Annotated in this window: 23 protein-coding genes; 3 read left to right on the top strand and 20 right to left on the bottom strand. The window is 71.7% G+C overall.

The features are described 5' to 3' along the window. Positions 1 to 260 precede the first annotated feature (260 nt). From ACQPZP_RS19215 to pgsA, 17 genes are all read right to left on the bottom strand, one after another. Positions 261 to 785 carry an adenine phosphoribosyltransferase gene (locus tag ACQPZP_RS19215; RefSeq protein ID WP_433469183.1) on the bottom strand — a complete coding sequence of 175 codons (525 nt, stop codon included), beginning with the start codon at positions 783 to 785 and terminating at the stop codon, positions 261 to 263. Positions 786 to 803: 18 nt separating this feature from the next. Then, on the bottom strand, positions 804 to 1982 hold the full coding sequence (secF, locus tag ACQPZP_RS19210) for a protein translocase subunit SecF (protein WP_433478977.1): 1179 nt from the start codon (positions 1980 to 1982) through the stop codon (positions 804 to 806). 2 nt (positions 1983 to 1984) lie between these two features. Continuing rightward, a complete protein-coding gene (gene secD, locus ACQPZP_RS19205; RefSeq protein ID WP_433478976.1) occupies positions 1985 to 3763 on the bottom strand; it encodes a protein translocase subunit SecD in 1779 nt (592 codons plus the stop codon). A gap of 42 nt (positions 3764 to 3805) precedes the next feature. Continuing rightward, on the bottom strand, positions 3806 to 4339 hold the full coding sequence (gene yajC / locus ACQPZP_RS19200) for a preprotein translocase subunit YajC (protein WP_433478975.1): 534 nt from the start codon (positions 4337 to 4339) through the stop codon (positions 3806 to 3808). A 174-nt stretch (positions 4340 to 4513) separates the two neighbouring features. After that, positions 4514 to 5584, bottom strand: coding sequence for a Holliday junction branch migration DNA helicase RuvB (gene ruvB, locus ACQPZP_RS19195; RefSeq protein WP_433478974.1), 1071 nt, complete (start codon positions 5582 to 5584; stop codon positions 4514 to 4516). 53 nt (positions 5585 to 5637) lie between these two features. Beyond that, positions 5638 to 6243 carry a Holliday junction branch migration protein RuvA gene (gene ruvA, locus ACQPZP_RS19190; protein WP_433478973.1) on the bottom strand — a complete coding sequence of 202 codons (606 nt, stop codon included), beginning with the start codon at positions 6241 to 6243 and terminating at the stop codon, positions 5638 to 5640. After that, positions 6240 to 6815, bottom strand: coding sequence for a crossover junction endodeoxyribonuclease RuvC (gene ruvC, locus ACQPZP_RS19185; RefSeq protein ID WP_433479635.1), 576 nt, complete (start codon positions 6813 to 6815; stop codon positions 6240 to 6242). The genes ruvA and ruvC overlap by 4 nt, the downstream gene beginning before the upstream one ends. A gap of 55 nt (positions 6816 to 6870) precedes the next feature. Beyond that, entirely contained in the window at positions 6871 to 8022 is a 1152-nt protein-coding gene (locus tag ACQPZP_RS19180) for a GNAT family N-acetyltransferase (RefSeq protein WP_433478972.1), read from the bottom strand. A 97-nt stretch (positions 8023 to 8119) separates the two neighbouring features. After that, positions 8120 to 8875 carry a YebC/PmpR family DNA-binding transcriptional regulator gene (locus ACQPZP_RS19175; protein ID WP_433469176.1) on the bottom strand — a complete coding sequence of 252 codons (756 nt, stop codon included), beginning with the start codon at positions 8873 to 8875 and terminating at the stop codon, positions 8120 to 8122. 3 nt (positions 8876 to 8878) lie between these two features. Further along, positions 8879 to 9496, bottom strand: a complete 618-nt coding sequence (gene pdxT / locus ACQPZP_RS19170; RefSeq protein ID WP_433478971.1) for a pyridoxal 5'-phosphate synthase glutaminase subunit PdxT — start codon at positions 9494 to 9496, stop codon at positions 8879 to 8881. Between the two features lie 138 nt (positions 9497 to 9634). Next, positions 9635 to 10249 carry a DUF6928 family protein gene (locus tag ACQPZP_RS19165; protein ID WP_433478970.1) on the bottom strand — a complete coding sequence of 205 codons (615 nt, stop codon included), beginning with the start codon at positions 10247 to 10249 and terminating at the stop codon, positions 9635 to 9637. A gap of 195 nt (positions 10250 to 10444) precedes the next feature. After that, positions 10445 to 11368 carry a pyridoxal 5'-phosphate synthase lyase subunit PdxS gene (gene pdxS, locus ACQPZP_RS19160; protein WP_433478969.1) on the bottom strand — a complete coding sequence of 308 codons (924 nt, stop codon included), beginning with the start codon at positions 11366 to 11368 and terminating at the stop codon, positions 10445 to 10447. Positions 11369 to 11494: 126 nt separating this feature from the next. Then, positions 11495 to 12532 carry a DUF3048 domain-containing protein gene (locus ACQPZP_RS19155; protein ID WP_433478968.1) on the bottom strand — a complete coding sequence of 346 codons (1038 nt, stop codon included), beginning with the start codon at positions 12530 to 12532 and terminating at the stop codon, positions 11495 to 11497. Positions 12533 to 12636: 104 nt separating this feature from the next. Further along, on the bottom strand, positions 12637 to 13179 hold the full coding sequence (locus tag ACQPZP_RS19150) for a hypothetical protein (RefSeq protein ID WP_433478967.1): 543 nt from the start codon (positions 13177 to 13179) through the stop codon (positions 12637 to 12639). A 10-nt stretch (positions 13180 to 13189) separates the two neighbouring features. After that, complete coding sequence (locus ACQPZP_RS19145; protein ID WP_433478966.1) at positions 13190 to 14350, bottom strand: glycosyltransferase family 4 protein; 1161 nt, start codon at positions 14348 to 14350, stop codon at positions 13190 to 13192. A 10-nt stretch (positions 14351 to 14360) separates the two neighbouring features. Beyond that, positions 14361 to 15290: a phosphatidylinositol mannoside acyltransferase gene (locus ACQPZP_RS19140; protein ID WP_433478965.1), complete on the bottom strand. Its 930-nt coding sequence runs from the start codon at positions 15288 to 15290 to the stop codon at positions 14361 to 14363. After that, positions 15287 to 15943, bottom strand: a complete 657-nt coding sequence (pgsA, locus tag ACQPZP_RS19135) for a phosphatidylinositol phosphate synthase (protein WP_433478964.1) — start codon at positions 15941 to 15943, stop codon at positions 15287 to 15289. Before pgsA ends, ACQPZP_RS19140 begins: the two co-directional genes overlap by 4 nt. Before the next feature lie 324 nt (positions 15944 to 16267). On the opposite strand from pgsA, the gene ACQPZP_RS19130 reads away from it, so the two are divergent. Both ACQPZP_RS19130 and ACQPZP_RS19125 read left to right on the top strand, forming a co-directional pair. Further along, on the top strand, positions 16268 to 18430 hold the full coding sequence (locus tag ACQPZP_RS19130; RefSeq protein ID WP_433478963.1) for an elongation factor G-like protein EF-G2: 2163 nt from the start codon (positions 16268 to 16270) through the stop codon (positions 18428 to 18430). Positions 18431 to 18644: 214 nt separating this feature from the next. Beyond that, entirely contained in the window at positions 18645 to 19508 is an 864-nt protein-coding gene (locus ACQPZP_RS19125) for a polysaccharide deacetylase family protein (protein WP_433478962.1), read from the top strand. Positions 19509 to 19553: 45 nt separating this feature from the next. Here ACQPZP_RS19125 and ACQPZP_RS19120 read toward each other — a convergent pair whose 3' ends face one another. After that, a complete protein-coding gene (locus ACQPZP_RS19120) occupies positions 19554 to 20105 on the bottom strand; it encodes an HIT family protein (RefSeq protein ID WP_433479634.1) in 552 nt (183 codons plus the stop codon). A gap of 259 nt (positions 20106 to 20364) precedes the next feature. Between ACQPZP_RS19120 and ACQPZP_RS19115 the strand changes: the two genes are divergently transcribed. After that, positions 20365 to 20955 (top strand): Asp23/Gls24 family envelope stress response protein, encoded by a 591-nt coding sequence (locus ACQPZP_RS19115; protein ID WP_433478961.1) that lies wholly within the window; start codon positions 20365 to 20367, stop codon positions 20953 to 20955. Here ACQPZP_RS19115 and ACQPZP_RS19110 read toward each other — a convergent pair. Then, positions 20934 to 21536, bottom strand: coding sequence for a hypothetical protein (locus tag ACQPZP_RS19110; RefSeq protein ID WP_433478960.1), 603 nt, complete (start codon positions 21534 to 21536; stop codon positions 20934 to 20936). The two genes, ACQPZP_RS19115 and ACQPZP_RS19110, sit on opposite strands and share 22 nt — an antisense overlap. Before the next feature lie 85 nt (positions 21537 to 21621). After that, the gene (gene thrS / locus ACQPZP_RS19105) at positions 21622 to 23607 is read right to left on the bottom strand and encodes a threonine--tRNA ligase (protein ID WP_433478959.1); all 1986 of its coding nucleotides are present in this window, start codon (positions 23605 to 23607) and stop codon (positions 21622 to 21624) included. Between the last annotated feature and the right edge of the window lie 108 nt (positions 23608 to 23715).

The raw sequence follows: 23715 nt of genomic DNA, 5'->3' as shown, positions 1-23715 counted from the left end.
CGGTGCGGAGGAGGCGCGGGGCGGCGGGTCTTCGCGGGGAGGCCCGGCCGCGGGCCGTCGTTCGCCGGGCTCGGCCGGCCGGCCTGCGGGCGGCGGCGCGCGCCGCTCCTCGGCGGCGGCGTTCACCGCGTCGGTCGATACCACCTCACCGGGCACCCAGCCTCCTTAGTCCACCAGGGCGCCGTGTTCGCCCGCCCCGCGGGTAGCGCCCGTCCCCACCGGACCCTGATGGCGCCAGTGTATCCGGCGGCCATTTCGTCCTAGACCGTAACCAGCGAATGGACGTCCAGATTCCCCAGTTTGCCGCGTCCGTGCAGGAACGACAGTTCGAGGAGGACCGACAGCCCGACGACGTCGCCGCCGCCGCGGCGCACGAGTTCGGCGGCGGCCCTGGCCGTCCCTCCGGTGGCCAGGACGTCGTCGACGATCAGCACACGGTCGCCGGGTTCGAGTCCGTCGAGGTGGATCTCGATCGTCTCGGTCCCGTATTCGAGATCATAGGTCTCCTCGTGCGTCGCCGCAGGCAGTTTGCCTTTCTTGCGCACCGGCACGAAGCCGGCGCCGAAGTGGTACGCGACGGGCGCGGCGAGGATGAACCCGCGGGCCTCGATTCCCACGATCTTGTCGATGGTGCCGCGGCCGTGGTGGTTGACGATGGCGTCGACCACCCCGGCGAACGCGACGTGGTCGGCCAGCAGCGGGGTGATGTCCTTGAAGACCACTCCCGGTTTGGGGTAGTCGGGAATGTCGCGGATCCGCTCCTGGATCAGCTTGCCGAGGTCCACGTTCGACGATCCCCCGCTTTACTTGCCGCCGCGGCGTTGCTGCCGGGTTCCGCGTTTCGGCTGCTGGCGCTGCCCGGACTGCACGACCTTCCGCACGGTGACGGTGCTCCTGACGTCCGGTGCGGACCCGCCGGACGCGTCGTCCGACGGCTCGTCATCGGACGGGGCGTCGTCGGACCGGGCGTCGCCGGACGCGCCGGCCCCCGCCCTGACCTTGGCGGTCTTCGCCTGCCGCTTCGTGCTCTGCTCGCGCCGGGCGATGTTCTCGCGGATCTGCCGGAACTTCGGCTCGCGCTCCTTGAACTGGACGAGCAGCGGTGTCGCCACGCAGATCGAGGAGTAGGTGCCGACGATCATGCCGACGAACAGGGCGAGCGACAGGTCCTTCAGCGTGCCCGCGCCGAACAGCGTGGTCCCGATGAACAGGATCGCGCCGACCGGCAGGATCGCCACCAGGGACGTGTTCAGCGAACGGACCAGGGTGCTGCTGAGCGCCTGGTTGGCGGCCTCGCTGTAGGTCGTCTTGGAGGTCGGGCCGAGCGGCTTGGTGACCTCCTTGATCATGTCGAAGACGACGACGGCGTCGTACAGCGAGTATCCGAGGATCGTCAGGAAGCCGAGCAGGGTGGCCGGGGTGACCTCGAAACCCGACCAGGCGTACACGCCCGCCGTGATCACCAGGTCGTGGACGAGCGCGACCACCGCCGCCAAGGCCATCCGCCATTCGAACGCCAGCGACAGGTAGGCGATGATCAAGATCATGAAGACGAGCAGCGCCTGCCACGCCTTCTTCTGGATCTGACCGCCCCACGAGGCGCCGACGACCTGGGTGCTGACTTTGTCCGCAGGGATCTTCAGCTCCTGGGACACGCTCGTCTTGACCTTGGTGACCTCCGCCGAGGTGAGGCTCTCGGTCGTCGCCCGCCAGTCACCGCCCGCCTTCTGCACGATGACCTGGTGGACGCCGCCGTCGGTGACGGCGCCGCGCACCTGCTCGATCGAGGCGTTCGGCGCCTTGAAGGTGAAGACGGAGCCGCCCTTGAACTCGACGCCGAAGTTGAGCCCCTGGACGAGCAGGCCGGCGATCGAGAACGCCAGCAGCAGCCCGGAGATCGAGTACCAGATCTTCGGCCGGCCGACGATGTCGGCGCTGATCTCACCCCGGTAGATCCGGGAGATGACCGCACGCAGTCCCATGGTCATGCCTCCTGGCTCGTCGTGCGGGCGGCGGTGGCGGACGAGTCCTGCACCTTGTGCAGGCGTCTCGGGTCCAGCCCGGACATCGGATGACCGCGGCCGAAGAACCGGGTGCGCGCCAGCAGCGCGACCATCGGCTTGGTGAAGAAGAACACCACGACGACGTCGATGAGCGTCGTGAGGCCCATCGCGAACGCGAAGCCCGCCACGCCGCCGACCGCCAGGAAGTACAGCACCAGTGCCGCGAGGAAGGTGACGGCGTCGGCGACGAGGATGGTGCGCCGCGCCCGCTTCCAGGCGTTCTCGACCGACGGGCGCAGCCTGCGCCCGGCTCTCAGCTCGTCCCGCAGCCGCTCGAAGTAGACGATGAACGAGTCGGCGGTGATGCCGATGGAGACGATCAGCCCGATGATGTGCGGCAGGGAGAGCCGGAAGCCCATCCCCTCACCGAGGATCACCACCGCCTCGTAGGTGATGATCGACGCCACGGCCAGGCTGGACACCGCCACCAGGCCGAGGCCCCGGTAGTAGAACAGGCAGTACAGCACCACGAGGCCGAGGCCGATCGCGCCGGCGATCAGGCCGCCGGTCAGCTGGTCGGAGCCGAGCGTGGACGACACCTCGTCGATGGAGCTCTGCGTGAACTCCAGCGGCAGCGCCCCGTACTTGAGCACGTTGGCGAGGTCGGTCGCGTACTGCTGGTTGAAGCTGTCGGGCGGCCCGTCGATGCTGGCGGTGCCGCCGGTGATCGCGCCCTCCCGGATGCTGGGCGCCGAGACGACCTGCCCGTCCAGCACGATCGCGACCTGCGCTTGCGGCGCGGACTGGTTCTGCTGGTACGCCTGGTAGGCGTCGGTGGTGACCTCGCCGAACTGGCGGGCGCCCTTGCCGTTGAACTTCAGCGACACCGACCAGCTGGCCTGGCCCTGCTGGGCGTTCGGCGGCATCGCGTTGGCCTGGGACACGTCCTCGCCGAGCACCCGGACCGGGCCGAGGATGTACTTGGCGACCTGGCCGCTCTCCTCGTCCTCGTCGCAGGCGGCGACGAACTTGCGGTTCGGGTCGTTGGCGCCCGGGGCCCGCCGGTCGCCGCTGTAGCAGTCGAGCGCCTCGAACTGCTTGATGACGGCCTTGTCGGTCACGCCCGGGTAGGTCTGCGCCGGGGCCGTCGGCTGCCCGGTGGACTGGCCCAGCGGCGACGTCGCCGACGGGGAGGGCGACGGGGTCGCCGAGCCGGACGGCTTCGGAGTCGGGGCCGTCAGCGCCCCCGACAGCGCCCGGCCGCGCGGCGTGGACGACCCCGACGGGGACGCCGACGGAGACGGGCTCTTGCCCTTGCCCTTCGAAGTGGGGCTGCTGGACGGCGAGGGCGACGCGGCCGGGGCCCCGCCGGAGGGACGCCCGTCCGCCACCGCGAACACCTGGCGGAACTGCAGCTTCGCCGTCGTGCCGATCAGGTTGACGACGCGGCCCTGCCCCTCACCCGGGACGTTCACCACGATGTTGTTGCTGCCCTGCTTGGTGACCTCGGCGTCGGACACCCCGAGACCGTTGACGCGCTGCGTCATGATCTTGACGGCCTGGTTCATCTGCTCGGCCGGGGGGTTCTTGCCGTTCGCGGTCTTGGCGGTGAGGGTCACGGTCGTCCCGCCGGCGAGGTCGAGGCCCAGCTTGGGCTTCGTCTGCCCCTGCCAGACCGCCAGACCGGCCAGAACCGCCATGATCGCGAAGAGCGCGAGGAGCGTGCGCCCGGGCTTGGGAGCATTCTTGGGCGGAGCCACTTGTCGTCGTACTTCCCGTCTTTGGTCGTCGCCGTAGGAGGGTCAGGCTGTCTTGTCCGCCTTGACCTTCGCCTTCTCCTCCGGCTTGGACTCGGGCTCGCCGTCCTCGTCCGCGGCCTCGGCGTCCGCGACGTCACCGGCCTCGGCGTCGGTCTTGGCGTCCGCGACCTCGGTGTCCTTGGACAGATCGACCTCGGAGTCGTCCTTGGTGAGGTCCACCTCGGCGTCGCCCTGGTCGTCCGCGTCCTCGTCATGCTCGTCGTCGAGTTCCTCGGGCTCGTCGTCCTTGAGGACCTGCATGACGGCCTGCTTCAGGAACCGGACTTCGACGCCGTCCGCGATCTCCAGGACGACACCGTCATCGTCGACCTCGACGATGGTCGCGCGCATGCCGCTGGTCGTCAGGACGCGGGCGCCCGGTTCCATGGCGTTCTGCATCTGCATCTGCTCTCTCCGGCGCTTGCTCTGCGGCCGGATGAGCAGGAAGTAGAAGACCAGGGGAACGGCGAGGAGCAGGAGCAGGTTGAAGGACCCGCTACCGCCCGAGCCCGCCGCGAGAATCATGTCGCTGCCCATTACAGGGGCGTCCTTCCAAAGTCGATTGCCAGCCTGTGACCGGACCGGTCACGTGCAACGGGACCGCCGGCTGGAGACGGTGAACCAAGTCCCGGAGTCTAGAGAGTACGCGAGAGCCCGGCAACGACGTGACGATCGACGACGCCGGGAAGTTCCCAACCCGTTACCGGATGATCACTCTTCCGGCTGTTCAGTGCCCTCCTCCAACTCGAAGAGAGTACCCGCCAGCGGCGCCGAGGGCGGCTGGGCGAGGCCCAGGTGCGCCCATGCGGCGGCCGTGGCGACCCGCCCGCGCGGCGTCCTGGCGAGGAGCCCCTGCCGGACGAGGAACGGCTCCGCGACGACCTCGACGGTCTCGGGCTCCTCCCCCACCGACACGGCCAGCGTCGACAGGCCGACCGGCCCGCCGCCGAACTTGCGCATCAGCGACTCCAGGACGGAACGGTCGAGCCGGTCCAGGCCCCGTTCGTCCACCTCGTACAACGCGAGGGCGGCGCGCGCCGATTCCCGCGTGATCATCCCGTCGGCGCGGACCTCGGCGTAGTCGCGGACGCGGCGCAGCAGCCGGTTGGCGATGCGGGGGGTGCCGCGGGAGCGTCCGGCGACCTCGGCGGCGGCGTCGTCGGTGATCTCCACGTCCAGCAGCGTCGCGGACCGCCGGACGATGATCTCCAGTTCGGCGGGCTCGTAGAAGTCCATGTGCGCGACGAAGCCGAACCTGTCGCGCAGCGGCCCGGGCAGCATGCCCGCCCGGGTGGTGGCACCGACCAGCGTGAACGGCGCGATGTCCAGCGGGATCGCGGTCGCGCCCGGCCCCTTGCCCACGACGACGTCGACGCGGAAGTCCTCCATCGCCATGTAGAGCATCTCCTCGGCGGGACGCGCCAGCCGGTGGATCTCGTCCAGGAACAGGACCTCGCCCTCGGCGAGCGTCGACAGCACCGCCGCGAGGTCGCCGGCCCGCTCGATCGCGGGGCCCGAGGAGATCCGCAGCGGCTGCCCGAGCTCCGCCGCGATGATCATGGCGAGGGTGGTCTTGCCGAGCCCCGGCCCGCCGGACAGCAGCACGTGGTCGGGCGTCCGGCCGCGCCGCAGCGCGCTGTGCAGCACCAGCGACAGCTGCTCGCGCACCCGTTCCTGCCCGACGAAGTCGTCCAGCTTCTTCGGCCGCAGCGCGGCCTCGATCACCTGCTCCTCGGCCCCGCCGGCGTCCGCGGCCACGAGCCGCTCCGCGTCCTCGCCCATCCCTGCTCCCTGTGGGGGGCGGCCCCCCACACCCCCCGGTTCGCTGCCGCTCATCATTTGCTCAGCTTCTTGAGGGCGGACTTCAGCAACGCGGCGACCGGGGGCGTGGGGCCGCCGTCGAGGTCGGCGGCGACGGCGTCCACGGCGGCGTCGGCGTCCTTGGCGGACCAGCCGAGGTTGACCAGGCCCATCTGGACCTGCTCGCGCCACGGCTCGGCACGGGCGGGCGCGCGGAGGCCGCCGGCGTCGTCGCCCACCGGGCCGCCGAGGCGGTCCCGCAGTTCCAGGACGATGCGCTGGGCGCCCTTCTTGCCGATGCCGGGGACCTTGGTGAGCGCGGTCAAGTCCTCGGTGGACACGGCCCGGCGCAGCCCGTTCGGCGTGTGGACGGCGAGCATCGCCAGGGCGAGGCGGGGACCGACGCCGCTCGCGGTCTGCAGGAGCTCGAAGACGGCGCGCTCGTCGTCGTCGGCGAAGCCGAACAGGGTGAGGGAGTCCTCCCGGACGACCAGCGAGGTCGGCACCTTCGCCTCCTCGCCGACCCGCAGGCCGGCCAGGGTGGCGGGGGTGCACTGCACCGCCAGGCCGACGCCGTGCACGTCGATCACCGCCCCGTCGGGACCGGCGGCGGCCACCCGGCCGCTGACGAAGGCGATCACTGAACGCTTCCTCCTCTGCTCCGGGCGGCGAGCCGCGCCCGTTCGGCCCTCGCCGCCTCCTCGATCCGGGACAACTGGGCCTGGGCGAGCCGCTGCTGCGCTCCCCCGCGCCACACATGGCAGATGGCCAGCGCGAGCGCGTCGGCCGCGTCCGCGGGCTTCGGCGCCGTCTCCAGGGACAGCAGCCGGGTCACCATCCTGGTCACCTGCGCCTTGTCGGCGCGGCCGTTGCCGGTGACGGCGGCCTTGGCCTCGCTCGGGGTGTGCAGCGCGACGGGCAGGCCGCGGCGGGCGGCGAGCAGCATGGCGATGCCGGCGGCCTGCGCCGTTCCCATCACGGTGCGGACGTTGTGCTGGGCGAACACGCGCTCGACGGCGACGGCGTCGGGGCGGAGCTCGTCCATGAGCGACGCGATGCCCGTTTCGATGCCCAGCAGGCGCAGGGCGTGGTCCTCGCCGGGGGCGGTCCGCACGACCGACACGTGCACCAGACGCAGGTTCTTTCCGGGGGCGCCGTCGACGACCCCCACCCCGCACCGGGTGAGCCCGGGGTCCACCCCCATCACCCGCACGGCCGCTCCTTCGATCATCTGTTCGGCCGACAACGCTATCAATCCGCGCCGCCGGTCAGAAGTAATCGAGCGAGAACGGCGTGGCCGCGAACGCGGCCGAGAGCGCATCAGCGTCTCCGCCGTGGAGCAGGCCGGTGCGGCGCAGCGTCGGCACCGGGACCCCGGCATAGAGGGCCGACAGGCCGCACGGGCCGATTCGCACGGCGGCGGTGTTCTCGGCGGAACGCTCCAGCCGTCCCTCTCCGTCCTTGATCTCCAGCGACCAGTGACCCGAGTTCGCCGGGCACTGCGGGTCGTCGATCTCCAGAGGGACCGCCACGGTGACACCGGCCGGGTAGCCGCGCGCCTCGATCGCCGCGGGCGCGTCGACGACCCGCAGCATCCACTGGTGCCGCTCGACGGCCTCGTACTCGCGTTCCCGGAGCAGCCACAGCACCGGATCCATGGGCGACACGCACGCCCTCACGGACTCTGCGGTGGACGACCCGGACCCGACGATCGCCCACAGCGCCCTCAGTGTGCTCTCGGAGCACGCGACGAGCCGGGCGACCTCGAGCGCGCTGTTGCCCTCAGCCCAGCGGTAGGCGAGAAACCCGTCCTCGGCCAGGTAGACGTAGTCGTCCTGGTTCTCCAGGTGGGCGCGCCACCTCGGCTCCGTCCAGCCGACAGGGCCGCAGTCCCGAGCCGTCTCGTGTACGCGGCCGATGACGGCGGCGACCTCGGCGGCGTCGTCCGGCCCCGCCCTTCGGACCGGGACCCGCCCCGCGGAGACGGTCCGCAGCGCCTCCGCGGAGATGGCGACGTGGTGCTGCGCGCCCGCGTGCTCCCAGCCGAGCGAGCGGTAGAGGCGCGTCGTCGCGGGATACAGCACGGCCAGCGGGTGACCGAACGCGGCGCAGCGCTCCAGCAGGTCGGTCATCAGCCGGCGTCCGAGCCCGCGGCCGCGTTCCTCCGGCGCCACCGTGATCGCGCTGACGCCGGCCATGGACACGGCCCGACCGTGCCACCACTGCGTCATCTCGTGCAGCGCGCCCGTGGCGACGATCCGGCCGCCGTCGAAACCCGCGAACACCCGGCCGGCCTCCGCCGACGGCCGCCAGAGCCGGAGGCGCGGCTCCCACACCGCGTCCGGTATCGGGCCGAAGGCGCGGGCCCGGATGTCGCGGACGGCGTCGATCTCGTCTGGTGCCAGCGTGCGGATCTCCATGATCCAGACGGTAGGCCATGCCGGAGACGCCATGCCGGAGACGCCGAACGCCGCCGCCCGGAGCGCGGGCGGCGGCGTTCACGCGGGTGACGGCGCCTCAGGCGTCGATGGAGGCCATGACCTCGTCGGGGACGTCGAAGTTCGCGTAGACGTCCTGGACGTCGTCGGAGTCCTCCAGGGCGTCCAGGAGCCGGAAGACCTTCTTGGCGTTGTCCTCGTCGAGGGGGACGGTGACGCTCGGCAGGAACTTGCTCTCCGCCGACTCGTAGTCGATCCCGGCGTCGACCAGGGCGGAGCGGACCGCGACGAGGTCACCGGCCTCGCTGACGACCTCGAAGTTCTCCTCGTCGAGCTCGTTGACCTCCTCGGCGCCCGCGTCCAGGACGGCCATCATCACGTCGTCCTCGCTGGTGCCCGCCTTGGGGACGATCACGACGCCCTTGCGGGTGAACATGTACGAGACCGAGCCCGGGTCGGCGAGGGAGCCGCCGTTGCGGGTGAGGGCGACGCGGACCTCGGAGGCGGCCCGGTTGCGGTTGTCGGTCAGGCACTCGATGAGGACCGCGACACCACCGGGGGCGTAGCCCTCGTAGGTGATGGTCTGCCAGTCGGCGCCCCCGGCCTCCTCACCGGCGCCGCGCTTGCGCGCGCGCTCGATGTTGTCGTTGGGGACCGAGTTCTTCTTCGCCTTGTAGATGGCGTCGTAGAGGGTGGGGTTCGCGTCGGGGTCGCCGCCGCCGGTGCGGGCCGCCACCTCGATGTTCTTGATCAGCTTGGCGAAGAGCTTGCCCCGCTTGGCGTCGAGGGCCGCCTTCTTGTGCTTGGTCGTCGCCCACTTGGAATGGCCGGACATCTGTCAATCCTCCTCTGTCGTCCGGCGCACCAGATCGGCGAAGTAGTGGTGCACGCGGAAATCGCCAGTCAACTCCGGATGGAACGCGGTCGCCATGAGGCGCCCCTGGCGGACGGCGACGATCCTACCGGCGTTCGGGCCGCCCTCCGCGCGTCCGAGGACCTCCACGGCGTCGCCGACGGACTCCACCCAGGGCGCGCGGATGAAAACGGCGTGGTACGGCGTGTCCCCCATGCCGGTCAGCGGGACGGCGGCCTCGAACGAGTCGACCTGCCGGCCGAACGCGTTGCGCCGCACCGTCATGTCGATCCCGCCGGCGGTCTCCTGGCCGGCGGCTCCGTCCCGGATCCGGTCCGCCAGCATGATCATGCCGGCGCAGGAGCCGTACGCGGGCATGCCCGCCTCGATCCGCTTGCGCAGCGGGTCCAGCAGCTCGAACGAGCGGGCGAGCCGCCACATGGTGGTGGACTCCCCGCCCGGCAGGACCAGCCCGTCGACGCGCTCCAGTTCCTCGGGACGGCGCACGGTCAGGGTGCGCGCCCCGGAGGCCTCCAAAGCGCGGACGTGCTCTCGCACGTCGCCCTGGAGGGCGAGGACACCGATCGTGGGCACAGCAGTCACGTAGGAACCTTCCGGGGGTACAGGGGGTCGTCTCAACCCTAGACGTTCCTTACAACGCGACACGACCTGGCCGGTCTTCCCCCGCGGCGCCGCGCCGCGCGAGCACGGCGGGACGGCTCAGCCGGGAACGGCCTGGTTTCAGGCGTGCTTGAACCGGCGGACGGGGAGTTCCAGCGGGAGGAAGCCGTCCTTGCCCCGGTCGGCGATGCCGCGGCCGAACATGTACGCCTCGGCGAGGGCGAGGCCGAACTCCTCGGGGTCGAACGGCAGCGGGACGTCCGGGGCACCCGCGTCGATGGCCCGCCAGAAGGGCCGCTCGGCGGGCAGCCGTTCGCCCTGGTCGACGACGACGCCGTCCTCGGCGGTGACGAAGACGTCGCGCAGGAGTTCGCCGGACTCGTACCAGCGGAACCAGCAGCCGTGGATGACGTTGTGCAGGACGAGCACGCCGCAGTGCGAGCCGGGGAGCGCGGCGGCGGCGGTGTCGGCGATCCGGCGGGCGTCGTCGTCGAGGCAGAACAACCGCCGGTCGCACAGCAGGAGGGCCCGCTCGAACGCCCCGACGAACAGCTCGTCCTCGTACGGCCAGAGCGCGAAGTCCAGGACCGTGTCACCGGTCTCGGTCAGGGTGGCCGCCGGATAGAGGCCGCGCGCGATCGCCGCCGCGGCGTCCGGGTCGGGCACCAGACCCGGCCGGAACACCTCGGTGAGTTCACCCGCGCTCGCGCACGCCAGCGCGACCGACCAAGCCATGCTCTCCCCTCCCGCGGCCGGGCACCGCCCAGGGCCTCGCCCTTCATTCTGGGGACGACCCCCAGACCCCCCGGAACCGCTCCTGGACCGGCCGCGCCGCCAGCGTAACCCTGTCAGGGGGCGCTGTGGAGTGGAGTACCCAAGTATCCGCCCGGTCATCCGGACCGGGCGGATTCTCCCCTCACGGCCGGTCCGTCACCAGCCGCGGCCGGCGAACTTCTGGTCCTCGCCGAGGGAGGCGGCGCTGATGCCGACCATCGCCTCGCCGAGGCCGCGGGAGACCTTGGCGATCACGTCGGGGTCGTCGTGGAAGGTGGTGGCCTTCACGATGGCCTCGGCGCGCTGGGCCGGGTTGCCGGACTTGAAGATCCCGGAGCCGACGAAGACGCCCTCGGCGCCGAGCTGCATCATCATCGCGGCGTCGGCGGGGGTGGCGATGCCGCCGGCGGTGAAGAGCACGACGGGCAGCTTGCCGGCCCGCGCGACCTCCTTGACCAGCTCGTAGGGCGCCTGGAGCTCCTTGGCCGCGACGAACAGCTCGTCCTCGGGCAGGTTCTGCAGGCGGCGGATCTCCTGCCGGATCTTCCGCATGTGGGTCGTGGCGTTGGAGACGTCGCCGGTGCCCGCCTCGCCCTTGGAGCGGATCATCGCCGCGCCCTCGGTGATGCGGCGCAGCGCCTCGCCGAGGCTGGTGGCGCCGCACACGAACGGGACGGTGAACGCCCACTTGTCGATGTGGTTGTCGTAGTCGGCGGGCGTCAGCACCTCGGACTCGTCGATGTAGTCGACGCCGAGGGCCTGCAGCACCTGGGCCTCGACGAAGTGCCCGATGCGGGCCTTGGCCATCACCGGGATGGAGACCGCGCGGATGATCCCGTCGATCATGTCGGGGTCGCTCATCCGGGAGATGCCGCCCTCGGCGCGGATGTCGGCGGGGACCCGCTCCAGGGCCATGACGGCGACCGCGCCCGCGTCTTCGGCGATCTTCGCCTGCTCGGGCGTGACGACGTCCATGATCACGCCGCCCTTGAGCATCTCCGCCATGCCGCGCTTGACGCGGGCGGTCCCCGTCTCGGGCGCGGCGTTCTCAGGGGCGGAAGTGGAAGTGGACACGGGCATTCCTTACGTGGACGGACGACAAGTCACTTTCCATGATATTGCCTGCTCGTGCGACCTCTCGACCCGGCAGAGTGTCAACGTGGGGCACCGGCCGCTTACGAACTGACGGCCGGATCCGGTGCGACGCTATGGCGTGTAGGGCTTGCCGTCGTTGACGAGCACCACCCAGACCTGGCCCCGGGCGAAGTTCATCGGCTTGCCGTCGGCGGTGGTGAAGGTGGTGCCCTTGTTCTCCGACGACCGTGACCACTTGGCCTTGTAGGACTTCCCGTCGCGCAGGACGACGGCACGCCCGGTGCCGGTGGTGTGGATCAGCGGCGTGTAGCTGCCGAGGAAGTCGTGGAACTTGGAGCGGGTCGTCTTGGCGTACTGGACGACGACCGTCCTGCCGCCCAGGCGTCCGCCCTCGGCGGCGCGGTCGGGGCGCCCGCCCCAGCTGGCGAGCCACCGCTTCTCCTTCGCCGACCAGGTGAAGCCCATCGTCGCGGCGGGCCATCTGGCGGTGAACGACCTGGTGGGCTTGCCGCCCTCCGGGGCGTCCCCGAAGGTGAACCCGATGTCGCGCGGCTTCGCCGCCTTCGGCGCCCGCTTGAGCAGGCTCTTCGGGTCGCCGTAGAGGTTGTACGGGATCTGCTTGGCGCTGGACCGGACGTAGGCGCCGCCCGCGTTCTCCTGTGAGATGTCGTACAGGGGCGCCTTGCGGATGTACTTCTTCATCTTGCTCTGGACGCCGGAGAAGGCGAAGGCGGGACGGCCGAACTGCGGCAGGATGTGCAGGTCGGAGATGCGGGCGCTGCGGACCGGCCCGACCCGCTTCGGCAGCCTGGACGAGTAGACCGCCATCAGCCGGGTCTCCCCGCCCTCGACCTGCTCGACGTAGACGATGTCGGCCGCCGACACCCCGCTCTGCGGGAACGCGGGCGCCGTGTTCTCGATCTTGACGGCGAGGACGGGGTTGTCCAGGCCCTTCGTGCCGCCGTTGAACGGGTGGGCGGCGGGCTCGGGCGTCGCGCTCTGCGACGGCGCGCCCGTGCTGCTCGGCGGCGCCGCCGCCTTGGAGCCGCCCGAACCCGAGCCCGAACAGGCCGACAGGGCGGCGCCCACCATGAGCACGCCGAGTCCCGCTGCCGCGCGGCCCGGGGCGGTGTCCCAGACGAATCGCACGAATACCCCTCCCTAGGACGATCTGCCAGAGGGTAGCGAACGCGGCCGGGTGCGCCGCCCGTCCAGCGGTACGGGCCGGCCGGGCCGATCCGATCAACCCGGGGTCAGATCGCGGGCGGATCGTCGTCGATCTCGAAGAAGTCCGGGAGCGGGGCGCGCCCGGCGAGCGGCAGGAGCCGGATGAGCAGCTTGCGGCGCGCGATGCGGGCCTGGGAGACGGCGTCGTTGTAGAAGCGGCGGGCGTAGGCGACCTTCGCGGCGGCGGACGACAGCTCCTCCAGCACCGCCTTCCCGTCGCCGGCGCCCTGGGCGGTGAGGGCGTCGACGAACCCCGGCTGGTCGACGGCCGCGCGGAGGGCCCGCGACAGGTCGCTCTCGGCGAACTCGCGGCCGTCGGCGTCGGCGGTCCGGGCCTCGTGGGCCGCGGTGGCCAGCACCAGGCTGGTGGCGGGGTCCAGGAGCCGGGAGGCGGCCACCTCCAGCGTCGCGGCGGCCCGCCTGACCAGCGCGGCGTCCAGCGCGGCGCGGGCCGTCTCGACGCGGACGTGCAGCCGGTCGAGCCGGGTGGCGCGCCACGACACGTACACGCCGACCAGGAAGACGACGGCGACCCAGAACAGGACGTCGATGATCCAGTCGTAGGACACCGGCGGCCCCCTAGGCGCCGAGGCCGGACTCGACGACGCGGGCGCCGCCGTCGGTGACGGTCTCGTACACCCGCAGCACGTCGCGGGCCACGGCCGACCAGTCGTAGGCGCGGACGGCGGCGCGCGCCTCGGCGGACAGCTGCTTGCGGCGGGCCGGGTCGTCGAGCAGTTCGCAGGCCGCCGCCGCGAGCGCCTCGGGGTCCCCCGCCGGGAACAGCACCCCGGCCCGCCCGCCGCGCAGCACCCGGTCGAACGCCTCGATGTCGCTGGCGAGGATGGGCGCGCCCGCCGACATGGCCTCGGCGAGGACGATGCCGAAGCTCTCGCCGCCGAGGTTGGGCGCGACGAACACGTCCACCGAGTGGTAGGCGCGGATCTTGTCCTGCTCGCTGACCAGGCCGAGGACGACGACGCGGTCGCGCAGCTCCGGGGACACGCGGGCCACGACGTCGTCGGCGTCGCCCGGCCCGGCGAGGAGCAGCCGCGACCCGGGCCGGCGGCGGCCGACGACCTCGAAGGCGCGCAGCAGCACCTGCAGGCCCTTGCGCGGCTCGTCCATCCGGCCGAGGAACCCGAGCGCTCCGCCGTCGCCGCCGTGCGGCGCCTCGGCGCGGCCGCGCCAGCCCGGGAGCGGCTCCGCCATCGCGTACCGCTCGGTCGCGACGCCGTTCGGGATCAGCACGGCGTCGCCGCCGAGGTGCTCGACGAGGGTGGTGCGGGCGGCCTCGGACACCGCGATCCGGCCGGTGATCTTCTCCAGGGCGCTCTGCAGGATCGGCGCGGTGACCGACAGCGCCCGCGACTTCTCGTAGGACGCGTGGAACGTGCCGACGATGGGCCCGTCCGCCGCCCAGCAGGCGAGGAGGCCGAGGGAGGGCGCGGCGGGCTCGTGGACGTGCAGGACGTCGAAGCCGCCCTCGTTGATCCAGCGCCGGACCCGCCCGGCCGACAGGAACCCGAACGCCAGCCGGGCCACCGAGCCGTTGTAGGGGACGGGGACGGCGCGTCCGGCGGACACGACGTAGGGCGGCAGATCGGCGTCGTCGTCGGCGGGCGTGATGACGGACACCTCGTGGCCGAGCGCGACCAGCGCCTCGGCGAGGTCGCCGATGTGCTGCTGGACCCCGCCCGGCACGTCCCAGGTGTAGGGGCAGACGATTCCCACCTTCATCGGACGGTCCTCATCGCCGGACGTCCGCCAGGTCGTCCACCCAGACCTTCTGCAGCATGTGCCAGTCCTCTGGGTGCGCGGCGATGCCCTCCTCGAAGGCATGCGCGAGCTCCTGGGTCATGGCCTGGATCTTCTCCTGTCTGCCGCCCTCGCCCGGGACGGGGATCTCCTCGTGGACGCGCGCCGCCCAGTACTCCCCCTCGTACCAGAGTGTCACGGGAATGAGGGCGGCGCCCGTCTGGGCCGCCAGCGCGGCCGCCACCGCGGGCATCCGGGCGGTGGCGCCGAAGAACTCGACGTCGATGCCGCTCTCGGTCAGGTCGCGGTCGACGACGAGGCAGACCGGACGCCCGGAGCGAAGCCGCTGGGCCATGCGCCCGTACGCGGAGGCGCCCCTGTGCGCGAGGACCTCCATGCCGAGGCTCTCGCGGAACTCGACGAACCGGTCGAACAGCGACTCCGGCTTGAGCCGCTCGGCGACGGTGGTGAACGGGTAGCCGCAGTGCACCAGCCACGCGCCGGCGTGCTCGTAGTTGCCCATGTGGGGCAGGGCGAGGATGACGCCGCGGCCGGAGTCGAGGTTGGTGAAGATCTTCTTCTCGCCGGTGACCCGCATCCGGCCGAGGATCCGCGCCCGGTCGTACTCGGGCAGCCGGAACACCTCCAGCCAGTAGCGGAAGTAGGACCGCAGCACCTTCTTGCTGAGGATGCGGACCTCGTCGTCGACGGCGTCCTTGCCGAGGACGCGGCACAGGTTTCTCTCCAGCTGCCGGACGCCGGCGCCGTAGCGGTGCCAGGTGCGGTCGGCTAGGGCGGCGAACGCCAGCCGCGCCGCGCTCTCGGGCATCTTGCGGACGACCGTCCAGCCCATCGCGTAGACGGCGTCGGTCACCTCATCGCGGAGCGACGGCGTCGCCTCTCCGCGGCGGGGCGTGGTCATGGACGCGGCTCCGGCGTCCTCTCGGCCCCGTTCCCGGCCGAGTCGGGGGCGCCCGCCCCCTCCTTCGCCTGCGCGTACACCGTGGCGAACCGCTGCCCGACGGTGATCGTGCTGAGCACCGCGAGCGCCCACAGCGCGACCGCGAGGATGAAGGGGACGCCGAGCCCGTCGAAACCGGCGGCGACCAGCGCGACGATGAGGCGCTCCGCGCGTTCGGCGATGCCGACGTCGCAGGTGTAGCCGAGCCCTTCGGCGCGGGCCTTGGCGTAGGACACCACGACCCCGGAGACCAGGCAGTACAGGGCGACGGCGGCGAGCGGCTCCTGGCCGTCCCGGTACAGCCCGATCATCAGGCCCGAGAAGATCGCGGCGTCGGCGACCCGGTCCATGGTGGAGTCCAGGAACGCGCCGAACTTGGAGATCTTCCCGGTGACCCGCGCGACCGCGCCGTCGAGCATGTCGAACAGCACGAACGCGGTGATGACCATCGTGCCCCAGAAGAACTCGCCCCGTGGGAACAGGACGAGCGCGCCGGCGGCGACGCCGACCGTGCCGATGACGGTGATGGCGTTGGGCGAGACTCCGGTCCGCGCGACCGCCTGACCGACGGGGGTGAGGACGCGCCCCAGCGCGGGCCTGATCTTGTTGAGCATCGCCGTCCGTTCTCGTGATCGGAAAGGTTCCCGGGTCGCAGGGAGAAAGGGGCCCCCGCGGGCCGCCTCAGCGGGCCCATCGTAGTGCGGTCCGTGCCGGACGCATGGGCCGTACGGGTGGTCAGGGCGGGGTTTGGGGCGGCACCGGGCGGACAGATCGCAGTTGATTGCCGTTCACCCCTTGAGATCCCGGCCCCCACGGGAAAGGGTGGTGAGCACGAGTGTGACGCCGGTCACGCACGTCAGGGGGATGGCCGAGCGCCGCACTCGGACGTCAGGCCCGGGCCGCCATGCCCGGGCGCGCGCTACGTCCGAGGAGGCATCATGGCGGACAAGCACAACCCGGGAGGCCCCGGCAGGGCACCGGAGGCCGGCGGGTGCGACAAGGTGCGCAATGTCGCGCTGGTCGGCCACTCGGGGGCCGGCAAGACCACGCTCGTCGAGGCGCTGCTCGCCGCCACGGGCACGCTGCAGCGGGCGGGCAAGGTCGAGGACGGCACCACGGTCAGCGACTTCGACGACGTCGAGGTACGCCAGCAGCGCTCGGTCAACCTCGCGCTCGCCCCGCTCACGCACGGGGACGTCAAGGTCAATCTCATCGACACGCCCGGTTACGCCGACTTCGTCGGCGATCTGCGGGCCGGGCTCCGCGCCGCCGACGCGGCGCTCTTCGTGATCTCGGCGGTGGACGGCATCGACGGGCTCACCCGGATGATCTGGGAGGAGTGCGCCGCGGTCCAGATGCCCCGCGCGGTCGTCATCACCAAGATCGACCAGCAGCGCGGCGACTACGACGACGTGGTCATGACGTGCCAGGACGTCTTCGGCGAGGGCGTCGCGCCGCTGTACTTCCCGGCCGCGGGCGAGGACGGGCTGAAGGGCCTGATCGGGCTGCTGTCGCAGCGCTGCCTCGACTACTCCAGCGGGGAACGCGTCGAATGCATGCCGGACCCGGAGTACCTGGACCAGATCTCCGAGCAGCGCGCGTCGCTGATCGAGGGGATCATCCAGGAGAGCGAGGACGAGACCCTCATGGACCGGTACCTGTCCGGTGAGGAGATCGACGTCAAGGCGCTCATCGAGGACCTGGAGACCGCGGTCGCTCGGGGCAGCTTCTATCCCGTCCTCGCGACGTCGGTCCCGCACGGTGACCATCCCGGCCCGGTCGTCGGCATGATGGAGCTGCTGGAGGTCATCACCCAGGCGTTCCCGTCCCCCCTCGAACACGGCATTCCTCCCGTGACCCCGGTGAAGGGCGGACCGCCCAAGGAGTTCTCCTGCGACCCCGAGGGGCCGCTCGTCGCCGAGATCGTCAAGACCACGTCCGACCCCTATGTCGGGCGGATCTCCCTGGTCCGGGTGTTCTCCGGGACGCTGCGCCCCGACACGACCGTGCACGTCTCCGGCCACGGCCTGGAGGAGCGCGGGCACGAGGACCACGACGTCGACGAGCGCGTCGGCGCGCTGACCTCGCCGCTGGGCAAGACGCAGCGGACCGCGTCGTCCTGCATCGCCGGCGACATCTGCGCGGTGGCGAAGCTCAGCCGCGCCGAGACCGGCGACACCCTGTCCGATCCGGGCTCGCCGATGGTCATGGCGCCCTGGTCGATGCCGGACCCGCTGCTTCCGGTCGCGATCCGCGCGAAGTCCAAGGCCGACGAGGACAAGCTCAGCCAGGCGCTCGGCCGCCTCGTCGCGGAGGACCCGACGCTGCGGCTCGAGAACAACGCCGAAACCCGCCAGCTGGTGCTGTGGTCCATGGGCGAGGCGCACGCCGACGTCCTGATCGACCGCCTCCACGCCCGGTACGGCGTCGAGGTCGAACGTGTCGAGCTCCGCGTGCCGCTGCGGGAGACCTTCGGCGGAGCCGCCAAGGGCCTCGGCCGGCACGTCAAGCAGAGCGGCGGGCACGGCCAGTACGGCATCTGCCACATCGACGTGGAGCCGACGCCCTCCGGCGAGGGCTTCGAGTTCGTCGACAAGATCGTCGGGGGGGTGGTGCCCCGGCAGTTCATCCCGTCGGTCGAGAAGGGCGTCCGGCAGCAGATGGAGCGCGGCGTGTCCGCCGGCTACCCGCTGGTCGACATCAAGGTCACCCTGCACGACGGGAAGGCGCACTCGGTCGACTCGTCCGACATGGCGTTCCAGGCCGCCGGCGCACTGGCGCTCAAGGACGCGGCGAGCCAGGTGCCGGTGCTGCTGCTGGAGCCGGTCGACGAGGTGGACGTGCTGATCGCCGACGACTACGTGGGCCAGATCATGTCCGACCTCACCTCGCGGCGCGGCCGGGTGCTCGGCTCCCAGGCGGTGCCCGGCGGGCGCACGATGATCAAGGCGGAGGTGCCGCAGCTGGAGATCATCCGGTACGCGATCGACCTGCGGTCGATGTCGCAGGGCACCGGCACGTTCAGCCGCTCGTTCCTCCGGTACGAACCGCTCCCCACGCACCTCGCCGAGAAGATGGCCGCCGAGTCCAAGCACTCCTAGTCTCGCGGAGACGTGCGGGGCCCGGCGCGCGCCGGGCCCCGCCCGCCGTCCTGGGGCCCGCCGTCCTGGGGCCCGCCGTCCTACGGCCCTGCGACGAGGGGCCCGCGCCGCGGACTCGACTTCCGGCGGATCCCGGCTCATCCCGCAGAGTGAGTGCGATTCGGCCGCTGGGCCGATGATCAGCGGGGGGCTCCGATGTCATCGTTGTCCCACAATGGAAAACGCGGACGACCACCGGAATCCGGCCGCCCCCGGACGCCGGACGTTCCTCAAGGGGCTCGGACTCGCGGCCGCCGGTGCGGTGACGCTGGGCGCCGGGGCGGACACGGTCAGCGGCATGATCGATTCGGGGAGTGCGCCGTCGTCGGCGATGGCGGTGCCGATCGCCGGCCCGTGGCGGCCCGGCCACGCGCACGTGGAGGTCATCTGGGGGGTCGACACCAGCCAGAAGCTCGTCGCGCTCACCTTCGACGACGGCCCGATGCCCAACTGGACGCCCATGGTGCACGACATCCTGGACGCCGAGAAGGTCAAGGCCACGTTCTTCCTCGTCGGCGAGCGGCTCGTCAGCAACGCCCGGCTCGTGCACGGCCGGATGGACCGGCACGAGGCCGGCAACCACACCTGGCAGCACCAGGACCTCTCCCGGCTGTCCAACGACCGGGCCGTGGACCAGCTGCGGCGCGCCCACAACGCGATCGCGCGGATCGTCGGCAAGGAGCCCCGGTTCCTGCGGCCGCCGTTCGGCCACCTGGGCGGGACCACGCTGAGCGCCGCCTGCAAGTTCGAGTACGACATCGCGCTCTGGTCGATCAAGATGCTCGAGAAGACTTACGAGCACGACCCGCCGCAGCTCGTGGACTACATCGTCGGCAACACCGCCCCCGGCACCGTCCTGCTCGCCCATGACACCGGCCACCACGACCGCCTGGTCGCGATCCGCAACCTCGTCCCGATGATCCGGGGCCTGCGCGCCAAGGGCTACGAGTTCGTCACGATGTCGGAGCTGACGAGCGTCTCGCAGGCACCGCCCCGTCCCGCCGTGCCCGGACCCCGGCGCGGGACGCCGCCCGCCTAGCCGCATCGGCGGCACCCGGGGCGACCGGAGGACGGCCTGCCGCGGTCACGCGTCCAGAGGCCAGGCGTCTGCGAGCAGCTGGCGGGTGTCGCGGAGCAGCTGCGGCAGCACCTTGGTGTGCCCGACGACCGGCATGAAGTTGGTGTCGCCGCCCCAGCGCGGGACGACGTGCTGGTGCAGGTGCGCCGCGATCCCCGCGCCCGCGACGAGGCCGAGGTTCATGCCGACGTTGAAGCCCTGCGCGCCGCTCGCCTTGCGCAGCGCCGTCAGGGAGCGCTGGGTGAAGACGGCCAGCTCCAGGTACTCCGGCTCCTCCAGGTCGGCGTAGTCCGCGACGTGCCGGTACGGGACGACCATGAGGTGCCCGGAGTTGTACGGGTAGAGGTTCAGCACCGCGAACACCGACTCGCCGCGGGCCACGACGAGGCCCTCCTCGTCGGTCATCCTCGGGATCTCGCAGAACGGGCAGCCGTCGCCGGAGCCCCCGCCCGCCGGCTTGTTCTCGCCCTTGATGTAGGCCATCCGGTGCGGGGTCCACAGCCGCTGGAAGTTGTCGGGCGTGCCCGCGCCGCCCCTTTCCTCCTCGAAGCGGGGCATGCGCTCGTTCCCGGCGCCGGGCGCGTCCTCGCGCCCCTGCTGCACCACGGACTCCTCCGGCTCTGCGCTCAAGGCGGCGGTCTCCTTTTGTTCACGGCCTGACCAGCAGCATAGAGAGAAGGGGGCGCGGGGCTGTAGCCGGGATCCCCTAGCATGGCCCGTCGGCGCGCCCCCGGACGCGCCCGCGATCCGGTGCCTGCGTGACGTCCCGAGCGTCGCTCCGACACCATGGTCACCCGACGAACCCCAGGGAGCGATCATGACCGGGCTCGACAAGCGCCAGACCGGGAACGCCGAGCAGGGGCCGGAGCCCGGCGCGAAACCGCTGTTCCCCGGTGCCCCCGCGAGCCGCCCCGGGACGGCGGCGCCCCAGGGTACGCCGCTGGCCGCGCCGCACGCGTCTCCCGCGCAACAGCAGGTCCCCCCTCCGCGGGGCGTCCTGTCGTCCGGGCAGAACCCGTCGTCCGGACCGAACCCGCTGCCGATGACGCTGCACGGCTCGTCCGGCGATCTCACCTCGCCGGTGGATGGCCGCATCACGATCGGCGACGCGGTGATCGGGAAGATCGCCGCGCTCGCCGCGCTTGAGGTGGCCGGCGTCGCCGCGCTCACCGGCCCCGACGAGCCCGCCGGCGCGGGCGTGCGCGTGGCCCAGGGCGATGACGAGGTGACGGTCGACGTCGCCATCGCCGTCGAGTACGGCACCGTGATCAAGGACGTGGCGAAGGTGGTGAAGACCAACGTGGCGCGGGTGGCGGGACTGATGCTGGGGGCGCGGGTCGCCGCGGTCAACGTGTCCGTCGAGGACGTCCGCATGCCCTCCGGGTCTCAGGCGGCGGGGCGGGCGTAGCAGGTCTGCATGGCCACGCCGACGGACACCGTGGTGACCTTGACGCGCTCGACCAGCTGCGGCGGAACGCCCGTGAAGTGGAAGGTGTGCGGCCCGCCGCTCCGCACCGTGGTCTGTTGGGACTTGGGCGCCTGCCCCCGCAGCGACAGCTCCGCCCGGATCGCGCCGCTCGCGGAGACGGCGATGACGACGTCCACACCGGTGGCGGTGGCCTTGTAGTAGGCCGTTCCCTTCGGGCACTGGCCGATGCCGGCCGAGCCGTTCTGCGCGGGTATCTGCGGCCCGCCCCCCTGCCCGCCGGAGCCGTCGTTCTGCCCGCCCGGGTAGGGCCGGCCGCTTCCGCCCTGCTGCGGCCCCGGGCCGGTCGGGGTCACCGGGAGGCCGGACCCTCCGGGGCCGCCGGTCCCGCCGCCCGCGGACGCCGAGGGGCTCACGGTCCCGGCGGCGCCCTTCTTCCCGTCGTCCATCAGCGGTATGAGCAGGACGATGACGGCCGCCGCGACGAGCAGCAGCGTCCCGGTGTAGCCGGCGATCCGCGCCCAGAGCGACCGCGCGCGCCGCGCCGGCCTCCTGGACTTCATCGGCTGTCTCCCCGGTCGTCGCACGTGATCGATGAGGCTACCAATTCCGGGGGCCGTGCCCGCGCCGTGCGGGCACGGCCCCGGCTCAGATCTGGACGCGCGCCTCGACGGCCTTGACGATCTCGTCGACGGCCTCGCCGATCGGGATCCCGTTCTTCTGCTCGCCGCTGCGGTATCTGAACGACACCGCGTCCTTGGCGACGTCGTCGTCGCCCGCCAGCAGCATGTACGGGATCTTCTGCTTCTGCGCATTGCGGATCTTCTTCTGCATCCGGTCGGAGGAGGTGTCGACCTCGACGCGGATACCGCGCTCGCGCAGCTTCGCCGCGACCTTCTCCAGGTGCGGGACATGCGCGTCGCCGATCGGGATGCCGACGGCCTGGACCGGCGCCAGCCACGGCGGCATGGCGCCCGCGTAGTGCTCCAGCAGCACGCCGAAGAACCGCTCGATCGATCCGAAAAGAGCACGGTGCAGCATCATGGGCCGCTGCCGGGTGCCGTCCGCGGCCTGGTACTCCAGGCCGAACCGCTCCGGCTGGTTCGGGTCGACCTGGATGGTGGACAGCTGCCAGGTGCGGCCGATCGCGTCCTTGGCCTGCACGGAGATCTTGGGCCCGTAGAACGCGGCTCCGCCCGGGTCGGGGACGAGGTCGAGGCCGGTGGACTCGGCGGCCTCCCGGAGCGCGGTGGTCGCCTTCTCCCACATCTCCTCCGAGCCGATGAACTTGTCGGACTCGTCGCGGGTGGACAGCTCCAGGTAGAACTCGTTCAGGCCGTAGTCGCGCAGCAGGCCGAGGACGAAGTCGAGCAGCCGCTTGATCTCCTCGCCCATCTGCTCCTGGGTGCAGTAGATGTGCGCGTCGTCCTGGGTCATGCCGCGGACGCGGGTGAGGCCGTGCACGACCCCCGACTTCTCGTACCGGTACACCGAGCCGAACTCGAACAGCCGCAGCGGCAGCTCCCGGTAGGACCGGCCGCGCGCCCGGAAGATCAGGTTGTGCATCGGGCAGTTCATCGGCTTGAGGTAGTAGTCGCCGCCGTCGACCTCCATGGCCGGGAACATGTCGTCCTTGTACCAGCCGAGGTGCCCGGAGGTCTCGAACAGGTGGCCCTTGGTGATGTGGGGGGTGTTGACGAACTCGTAGCCCTCCTCCTCGTGCCGGCGGCGCGAGTAGTCCTCCATCACCTTGCGGACGGCGCCGCCCTTCGGGTGGAAGACGGCGAGGCCGCTGCCGATCTCGTTCGGGAAGGAGAACAGGTCGAGCTCGGCGCCGAGCCTGCGGTGGTCGCGCTTCTCGGCCTCCGCGAGGAACTTCAGGTACTCGTCCTGCTTGTCGCGGGACTCCCACGCGGTGCCGTAGATCCGCTGCAGCTGCGGGTTCTTCTCGCTGCCGCGCCAGTAGGCGCCGCCCGAACGCATCAGCTTGAAGGCGGGGATGACCCGGGTGGACGGCAGGTGCGGGCCGCGGCACAGGTCCTTCCAGCGCAGTTCGCCGGACTTGGCGTCGAGGTTGTCGTAGATGGTCAGCTCGCCACCGCCGACCTCGACGTCCGCGCCGTCGGCCGCGTCCTCGACCGGGCCGGATCCCTTCAGGCCGATGAGTTCGAGCTTGTAGGGCTCGGCGGCCAGTTCCGCGCGCGCGTCGTCCTCGGAGACGGGACGGCGGGCGAACCGCTGGCCCTGCTTGACGATCTCGCGCATCCGCTTCTCGATGCGCTTGAGGTCGTCGGGGGTGAACGGCTCGGCGACCTCGAAGTCGTAGTAGAAGCCGTTCTCCACCGGCGGGCCGATGCCCAGCTTCGCCTCGGGGAACAGCTCCTGGACGGCCTGCGCCATCACGTGCGCGGCGGAGTGGCGCATGATCGCCCTGCCGTCGCCGGAGCCGATCTCGACCGGTTCGACGGCGTCGCCGTCGCGCAGCTCGCCGGCGAGGTCGCGCAGCTCGCCGTTGACCCGGGCGGCGATCACGGTGCGGCCGTCGGCCTCCAGTGCCTGGCCCGCGGTGGTGCCCGCCGGCACCGCCCGCTCGCTCCCGTCGAGGGTGATGCGCAGCTCAGACACGGTGGACACGGGTACTCCTCGCGATGATGGGTTGGGATCAGCGGGTTCCGATGCTATCGACTCGGGGTGTCCCCCGGACGCATCCGGCTCCATCGGGCGTTCCTCTCCTCGGCGGAG

Source organism: Spirillospora sp. CA-142024 (genome assembly GCF_050942325.1).
Classification (GTDB): Bacteria; Actinomycetota; Actinomycetes; order Streptosporangiales; family Streptosporangiaceae; genus Spirillospora.
This window is presented reverse-complemented; position numbering and strand designations above follow the sequence as displayed.